The sequence below is a fragment of the Quyinboa ferrireducens genome (genome assembly GCF_042436675.1).
Taxonomy (GTDB): domain Bacteria; phylum Bacteroidota; class Bacteroidia; order Bacteroidales; family UBA5342; genus JBHJHP01.
The window spans coordinates 440,847-447,517 of sequence record NZ_JBHMVA010000003.1 but is presented as its reverse complement, the minus strand read 5'-3'; the positions used below and the strand labels follow the sequence as shown (position 1 = coordinate 447,517).

The 6,671-nt window shown below is 33.7% G+C and carries 8 protein-coding genes; 6 read left to right on the top strand and 2 right to left on the bottom strand.

Annotated features, from left to right (window positions below; genetic code table 11):
* Positions 1 to 257 precede the first annotated feature (257 nt).
* On the bottom strand, positions 258 to 449 hold the full coding sequence (locus tag ACE01N_RS07935; RefSeq protein ID WP_375720276.1) for a cold-shock protein: 192 nt from the start codon (positions 447 to 449) through the stop codon (positions 258 to 260).
* A 146-nt stretch (positions 450 to 595) separates the two neighbouring features.
* The gene (locus ACE01N_RS07930) at positions 596 to 1,474 is read right to left on the bottom strand and encodes a hypothetical protein (protein ID WP_375728195.1); all 879 of its coding nucleotides are present in this window, start codon (positions 1,472 to 1,474) and stop codon (positions 596 to 598) included.
* 329 nt (positions 1,475 to 1,803) lie between these two features.
* Between ACE01N_RS07930 and gdhA the strand changes: the two genes are divergently transcribed.
* From gdhA to ACE01N_RS07900, 6 genes are all read left to right on the top strand, one after another.
* Positions 1,804 to 3,135, top strand: a complete 1,332-nt coding sequence (gene gdhA / locus ACE01N_RS07925; RefSeq protein ID WP_380586768.1) for an NADP-specific glutamate dehydrogenase — start codon at positions 1,804 to 1,806, stop codon at positions 3,133 to 3,135.
* 175 nt (positions 3,136 to 3,310) lie between these two features.
* On the top strand, positions 3,311 to 3,994 hold the full coding sequence (locus ACE01N_RS07920; RefSeq protein ID WP_380586765.1) for a hypothetical protein: 684 nt from the start codon (positions 3,311 to 3,313) through the stop codon (positions 3,992 to 3,994).
* Positions 3,995 to 4,028: 34 nt separating this feature from the next.
* Positions 4,029 to 4,415 carry a hypothetical protein gene (locus ACE01N_RS07915; protein WP_380586762.1) on the top strand — a complete coding sequence of 129 codons (387 nt, stop codon included), beginning with the start codon at positions 4,029 to 4,031 and terminating at the stop codon, positions 4,413 to 4,415.
* 157 nt (positions 4,416 to 4,572) lie between these two features.
* Positions 4,573 to 4,848: a hypothetical protein gene (locus tag ACE01N_RS07910; protein ID WP_380586759.1), complete on the top strand. Its 276-nt coding sequence runs from the start codon at positions 4,573 to 4,575 to the stop codon at positions 4,846 to 4,848.
* Positions 4,849 to 4,971: 123 nt separating this feature from the next.
* Complete coding sequence (locus tag ACE01N_RS07905) at positions 4,972 to 5,466, top strand: hypothetical protein (RefSeq protein ID WP_380586756.1); 495 nt, start codon at positions 4,972 to 4,974, stop codon at positions 5,464 to 5,466.
* A gap of 313 nt (positions 5,467 to 5,779) precedes the next feature.
* Entirely contained in the window at positions 5,780 to 6,655 is an 876-nt protein-coding gene (locus ACE01N_RS07900; protein WP_380586753.1) for a hypothetical protein, read from the top strand.
* The last annotated feature ends 16 nt before the right edge of the window (positions 6,656 to 6,671 follow it).

Sequence of the window (6,671 nt, the reverse complement as noted above, 5' to 3'; positions counted from 1 at the left end):
TTACTTACTGGTTTTCCTTTCTTTTTGAATTTATGTTATTATCTCAAATTTAAGCCTTTCCAGATCATTTAAGAATATATCCACAAATCTAAGGTTTAAAAGGAGGTGTCCGTCAAACGACGGGCGGAGGATTTTGGATATACTTAATATGGCCTTTTTTAATCTCCTAATCTCCACTTTAAATCGTTTTTTTAGGCACAAAAAAAGGCTGACCGACGGTCAACCTTGGAAGTCCTTTTATATTTGGATCAATAATATTAAGCAAGCTTTACATTAACTGCATTTAATCCTTTTCTTCCTTCCTGAAGATCAAATGTTACTTCATCATTTTCTCCAACCTGATCAACCAGGCCAGATACGTGTACAAAATACTCTTTGTTTGTTTCTTCATCTTTAATAAAACCATAACCTTTAGAATCATTAAAGAATTTTACAATACCTTTATTCATTACTTATTTTAATTAAAATTTAGGCAAAGGTAGGATTAAAAACCGGTTATAAAAGAAAAAAATGAGATTATTTGAAAAAATTCTAAAAAAAAGATCCTTAAAGTAATCTGTTTGCTCTCAGTAAATTATACAAAACTTTGTAATAATCAACTTAATTCGAATACAGCCTGTCCGATTAGATAACCATCTGCGAATACGTCAACACGATATTCTCCCTCGAACAGAAACTCCTCAATCTTCCAGTATCCACATACCTGCATGGCTTCACCTTCGTATTCTATAACCCGCATTATGGAGTAGAGAATATCCTTATCCTGATACTTAAAGGTGTTATTTGAATCTTTTATAAGGACCTCATTATTGGGAGCTGTAATTCTTAAGTACACAGGTTTTTCCCCAACAGGTGTTGTAATGTTCTTGCTCAGATTAAAACAAATTTCAATTTTTACGGCCTTGCTCAGTCTTCTGGTTGTCCTGCTGCGATCATTCAGCATCTCAATACTAAAATCAGTTGCTTCAAGCTGAGACGCGATTTCCACTTTTTTAACCAGTGTTTCTTTTTCTTCCTGCAACTTATTTACGGTCTGCGATGCCTCTTCATAGCGTTGAACTACTTTTTTATTTTCTTCCCGCAGTTCCTGGTTTACCTGGCTCAGGGAATCTATCTGGAATACATAGTGCTTCATTACTTTACGCATGGTTGAAAGCTCCTTTTTGTATTCTCTGATTTTATAAGCATTTGTAGCTTTAACGGTTTCCAGTTCTTCCATCAGTTGAACCACCTTTTGGCGTTCAATTTCAAGACGCAGAATCATAGAATCGGTTTGCGGCATCAGCGAATCATATTGAAATGCAAGTTCCCGGTAGTCTCCCAGAAGAGAATCCTTTTCAATATTAAACGATTCCTCCATCTGATTCATCTGGTTGTTCTGTATAAAAAACATGACTAAAACACCTGTGAGTATTACCGAGATTACCACCACTAAAGTGATCACAAATTTCTTATCCGTTAAGCTTATGTTCATATGATTCTGTTCTTTGCGAATTTGTCTTATGTCTATTATCTTAAGTCTTAAAATAATTTTCCACAAAAATATACCTTTAAATCTTTATTTGAAACGGAAACGGCTTTTAATAATTGTAATCTGATCCCGATTTATTAATTGTTTAGATTTCGTCGTAACGTTTATCTGTCAATTAAGAACTAATTAATCGGTAAATGTTCTGGTTAATGTAATTTGATGCTGTTGTTTTTATAATTAATATCCTGATCCATAAAGTTTTCCGGGCTGATAAAAATCATTCAGAAAGCGTGGTGTTTTTTGTTCATTTATAGAAATATAAATCAAAAACTATGAACACCGAACAAGTTTTAAAGAACCTCATTGAAAAAAATCCAGGTGAGGTTGAATATCACCAGGCAGTACGTGAAGTACTGGAGTCTATTGAAGAAGTGTATAACAAAAATCCCCGTTACGAAGCAGCCAATATTATTGAACGGATTACCGAACCGGACAGGATCCTGATGTTTCGTGTGCCCTGGCAGGACGATCGGGGTAAAATTCATGTGAATCGTGGCTATCGTATTGAGTTTAACAGTGCGTTGGGCCCCTATAAGGGTGGTTTACGCTTCCATCCTGAAGTAAGTCTGGGTACCTTTAAGTTTCTTGGATTTGAGCAGATCTTCAAAAATGCTCTGACTACCTTACCTATGGGAGGTGGCAAGGGTGGATCGGATTTCGACCCGAAGGGAAAATCCGACAACGAGGTTATGCGTTTTTGCCAGAGTTTCATGACAGAATTATACCGCCATATAGGTCCCAATACGGATGTGCCAGCCGGTGATATTGGCGTGGGCGGACGTGAAATCGGTTTTTTGTTTGGTCAGTATCGTCGTCTGGTCAACCGCTTCGAAGGCGTGCTCACAGGAAAAGGAACACACTGGGGGGGGAGCTGGATCAGAAAAGAGGCAACTGGTTACGGTTTAGTGTATATTACCGAAAAGTTCCTTGAAGAACATGGTACTACCATGAAGGATAAAATAGTAACAATTTCCGGAGCCGGAAATGTGGCCATATATGCAGCCGAGAAAGTACAGCAACTGGGCGGTAAGGTGGTGACGATGTCTGACTCAAATGGCTGTATTATCGATATGGACGGTATTGACCTGGATCTTGTAAAAGAAATAAAAGAGGTGCGGAGAGGACGGATTCTTGAGTATTGTGAGACAAGGACAAAAGCTCAGTACAGCGAAGACCGTAATGATGTCTGGAAAGTAAATACCGATGTGGCATTGCCGTGTGCCACACAGAATGAGCTGGACCTGGAATCTGCCAGGATTCTGGTTAAAAATAATTGCAGTATTATTGCTGAAGGGGCTAATATGCCTACCACGCTGGAAGCTACCAAATATTTTCTGGAACAAAAAGTTGGTTTTATTCCGGGTAAGGCAGCCAATGCTGGTGGTGTAGCCGTATCAGGACTGGAAATGTCGCAAAATGCCATGAAGCTGATGTGGATGCCGGAAGAGGTGGATAACCGACTGAAACAGATTATGCTGAACATTCATAATGCCTGCGTGCAGTACGGAAAACAAAGCGATGGTTATATTGATTACGTAAAAGGTGCTAATGTGGCCGGTTTCTTCAAGGTAGCCAATGCCATGCTGGACCATGGGCTGGTGTAATCAGTGAAAGTGTCAATTCAGAATCATTACTTATAATGTTCTGAATTGACATAGTTGAACTGATCCCGAGAACGTAGTTCGTCGGGATACTAATATGTACACAGTAATTTGCTCGGCGTGGTCTTCTGACTACGTCGATTTTTGTATATTTACGTTTGTTGTTGAAAATAAGCTTATGAAACATTCAAATATTTTTATTCTGTTAGTCTTTTTTAGTGTTCATAGTTTTGGAACTATCCCGGGTAAGGTTTGTTGCATGGATACCATATTCTCTGATAATAATGACTATAAGGCCATAATTAAGCCTCTTGGCTGTAGTTTTGGTGGATGTTTTGATACTGAATATTATGAGCAACATGAAGATAGTTTATTGTCAAGATTTCCTGAAATTAATAAACAATTTATTGTACTGTTAAAATCCGGAAAGGACGGTTTATATGAAGATATTAAACAAGTTGAAATTGATCCCTCGGATGTTTATCTTCTAGGTAATATATATGCTACATCATATTTTATAACAAATAATGCGAAATATTTTGTTGTAGAAAAAATAATGAATCATGGGGCGCATTTAAATATAGTTTGGTACGTATTTGAAACGAATGGTGCAAAAGCTAAACTTTGTTCAGTTAATAATGCGGATTTTTCATTTATGCTCCAGAATCTGATTTCAGTAATGCCATATGATCAAAAACGATTCTCTCAGGATTATAATTTAAAATATAATAAAAATGAAAATTTGCCTTTTAAATTACAGACAATGGTAAAGAACGAAATGACATTTAAGGTGAAATTTTATGATTCTCAAAAGAAAAGATATATAAAAAGAAAGGCTGTAATTCACTTTGAAGATTTTTAAGATATAAAGGAATATATAATTTAGATATGAAATTATGTGGTTTGAAAAAATTATTAAAAATCGGAGTAAAATAACCTTCACATTGGCGGTATTGACATTATTGTATTTTTTTTTTACTCTGGATGAATTTAAGCGAAAAAACTGTGACCATGTTTATAACGCATTTTGGGAATCTGAAATAACAGGTGTAGTTATAAAAAAGTATATAGATTATAAAAATCATTCTTTTCCTGTGATAGACATAAAAAGTAATGGTTCTGTTTATTCATTTTCACTACCTATGGATAGGAGCGGATTTTATGAATTCATATTTAAAGGTGATACAATAAATAAGGATGAATATGATAATAAAATCATAGTTAAAAACCCTGAGATGGATACATGTTTTATCATTAGAAACTTTTGTGATAGCTTAAATTAGGTTGGTGTAAAGGGTATCTTAATCAAGGCTGGAGAACACTTCTCCGGATGAAACAAAGTCTATCACAGGTAATTGGAGAAACTTGGATAAGGGAAGTGAAAGATGTTTCATTGAAAAACACATATTATAGTGAAAATGGTATTAATTATTGATGGTTATGATTGGATTTTTTAGCGCTATAATATCCTTATTAATAGTTTTAGGCTCAATTAATAAAATGAAAGAGCATCTGAAAGATGATATTGATGAAAAAAGTCTAAAAAGAATTATTCCTAATCAGAATGATATAAAAATTGTATTTATTTTCCTTGGTAAGATTAGTAATACAACTGATATAAAATTAAAAAGTCAATATCGATGGACTTTAATGCTTTTTTTAATAGGGTTTTTATGTTTTATATTTAGTATTTACTACAATATAAAGTCTTTCTAAAAGCAAGATGCAAGTAGTTTAATTGTTTGGCATAGCTTCTAAGCTACGTCGTTTTAAACAACTAAGCTCGCGTTATGAGTTAAGTTGGAGTCTATTAAACTGAAAATATTTAAAGCGAAGAAAATGACTAAGTTATTTTTAATGGGATTCTTGATAGCTTATGCAGCTATTACCCTTATTTCATGTGGTCATAGAACATGCAGTGATAGTGAATTAAGATTCGTAAAACAGGATTCAGAAGGTGATGGTTTATTATTTTTGATTAAAAAATTGCAAATTAATTCTGATTATGGATTTGGATATATACCCCTTGTTTTTGTTCTTGAAGTGCATAACAACTTGAATCATAACCTAAATGTCAGTGAATATTATTATAAATATTACATTGAAATTGACACAAATTCATTGGAGCTGCGCTATTTTGATTCTGATACCATTATGTTAGACGCTAATGCTAAAAGGTTTTTTAGAGTTGCATTAAAATATGGTTATTTGCCTGATGATGTCGAAAAAATAAAAAAACAATTAGATGATCCTGGAAAATTTAAACTTTTTGGAGTAACGGAAAGGGATACTGTCATAATCGAAAAATCATCAGATTTTGTTCTTTGTAAATAATTAAATATGACGTAGGCTGGTGCCTACGCCAAACTTTGATTAGTGAAGCGGCCAATTCAAATCATGACATTTTTTGTGAGAAGACTCCATAGGAGTCAAATATTGGTAGCCCGGGGTGTTACCCCGGGATTAAAAGATCATGTAAATCAAGGCCGGAGAATGCAACTCCAAATGAAATGAGAACCCGTCAAGGCCGCATAAAGTTCTGACATATGAAATGTTGAAATATTGGGTTGTTTTTGTATATTTACTTTGCTGTTGAATAATAAAAGACTCTGAAAGGACATTATGAAGTATTCTTAAAATTATTAATGTGAAAAGAATTACACCCATTATTACGCTCGTATTGTTATTTGGAATTCTGAATAATGCAAGTGCTCAGAAATCAGAAAAGCATCTGAAAATAAATAAAATAAAGGAAATTGATTCAATTAATAATTATATAGTTCAAAATAATATCATTGACTATACAGATATTGCATTACTATCAAAAGATGAAAAGAATCATTTAAAAAGTGCATCCTTAAATGATGTTTATATAAGGACTTTTAATACTAAAAAAATATCTCCTGATAATAACTGTTTTGTGGCTTATTTCGAAGGAGAAGCTCCCTCAAAATATATCGGTTTTTTTAATAAGGATGGGGATATACTACATATCAGCGAAGTAAATATTGAACCTGTTGTCAATTTCTCATCTAATAGTAACTTTTTGGTTGTTTTCAGTTTTTATCAAAATGTCTTTTTTTGTTTCACCAATAAAGGGGAGCTTATATTTAAAGGTTTATTTGACCAAATTTTACCTGATGCTGAGATTATTCATAATGCTTTTATTGATGATACGGGTAAATATTTGCTGGTTAGTTCATCATATATGTTGCATATGATAGATCTGTCAAAAGGAGAAATTTTATGGGAAATAAAAACAAAGTCCAGGAGAGTAATAAATTGTCATTTTAATTCAAAACTTGGTATTGTTGCTACAACTGCACTATTAGCTGATAAAGACATGATTGATAAAGAGGATATTTTTAATCTTGAGTTTAGGTCAATAAAAAATGGGACAGAAAAGGGCAGAATTCCAAATGTCTCCAAAACTATCGTAAAAGGTAAACATTTTCTGGCCAGATCTAATAATAAATGGTATGAGTATGAAGTGACATGGGATCCTGATGAAATGATCAAATGAGCTATTATTTTTTGTA

Bases quoted from the DNA above. Each gene is read 5' to 3' on its own strand.
- ACE01N_RS07915 (WP_380586762.1), top strand. From the start codon at position 4,029: ATGTGGTTTGAAAAAATTATTAAAAATCGGAGTAAAATAACCTTCACA.
- ACE01N_RS07935 (WP_375720276.1), bottom strand. From the start codon at position 449: ATGAATAAAGGTATTGTAAAATTCTTTAATGATTCTAAAGGTTATGGT.
- ACE01N_RS07920 (WP_380586765.1), top strand. From the start codon at position 3,311: ATGAAACATTCAAATATTTTTATTCTGTTAGTCTTTTTTAGTGTTCAT.
- ACE01N_RS07905 (WP_380586756.1), top strand. From the start codon at position 4,972: ATGACTAAGTTATTTTTAATGGGATTCTTGATAGCTTATGCAGCTATT.
- ACE01N_RS07930 (WP_375728195.1), bottom strand. From the start codon at position 1,474: ATGAACATAAGCTTAACGGATAAGAAATTTGTGATCACTTTAGTGGTG.
- ACE01N_RS07910 (WP_380586759.1), top strand. From the start codon at position 4,573: ATGATTGGATTTTTTAGCGCTATAATATCCTTATTAATAGTTTTAGGC.
- gdhA (WP_380586768.1), top strand. From the start codon at position 1,804: ATGAACACCGAACAAGTTTTAAAGAACCTCATTGAAAAAAATCCAGGT.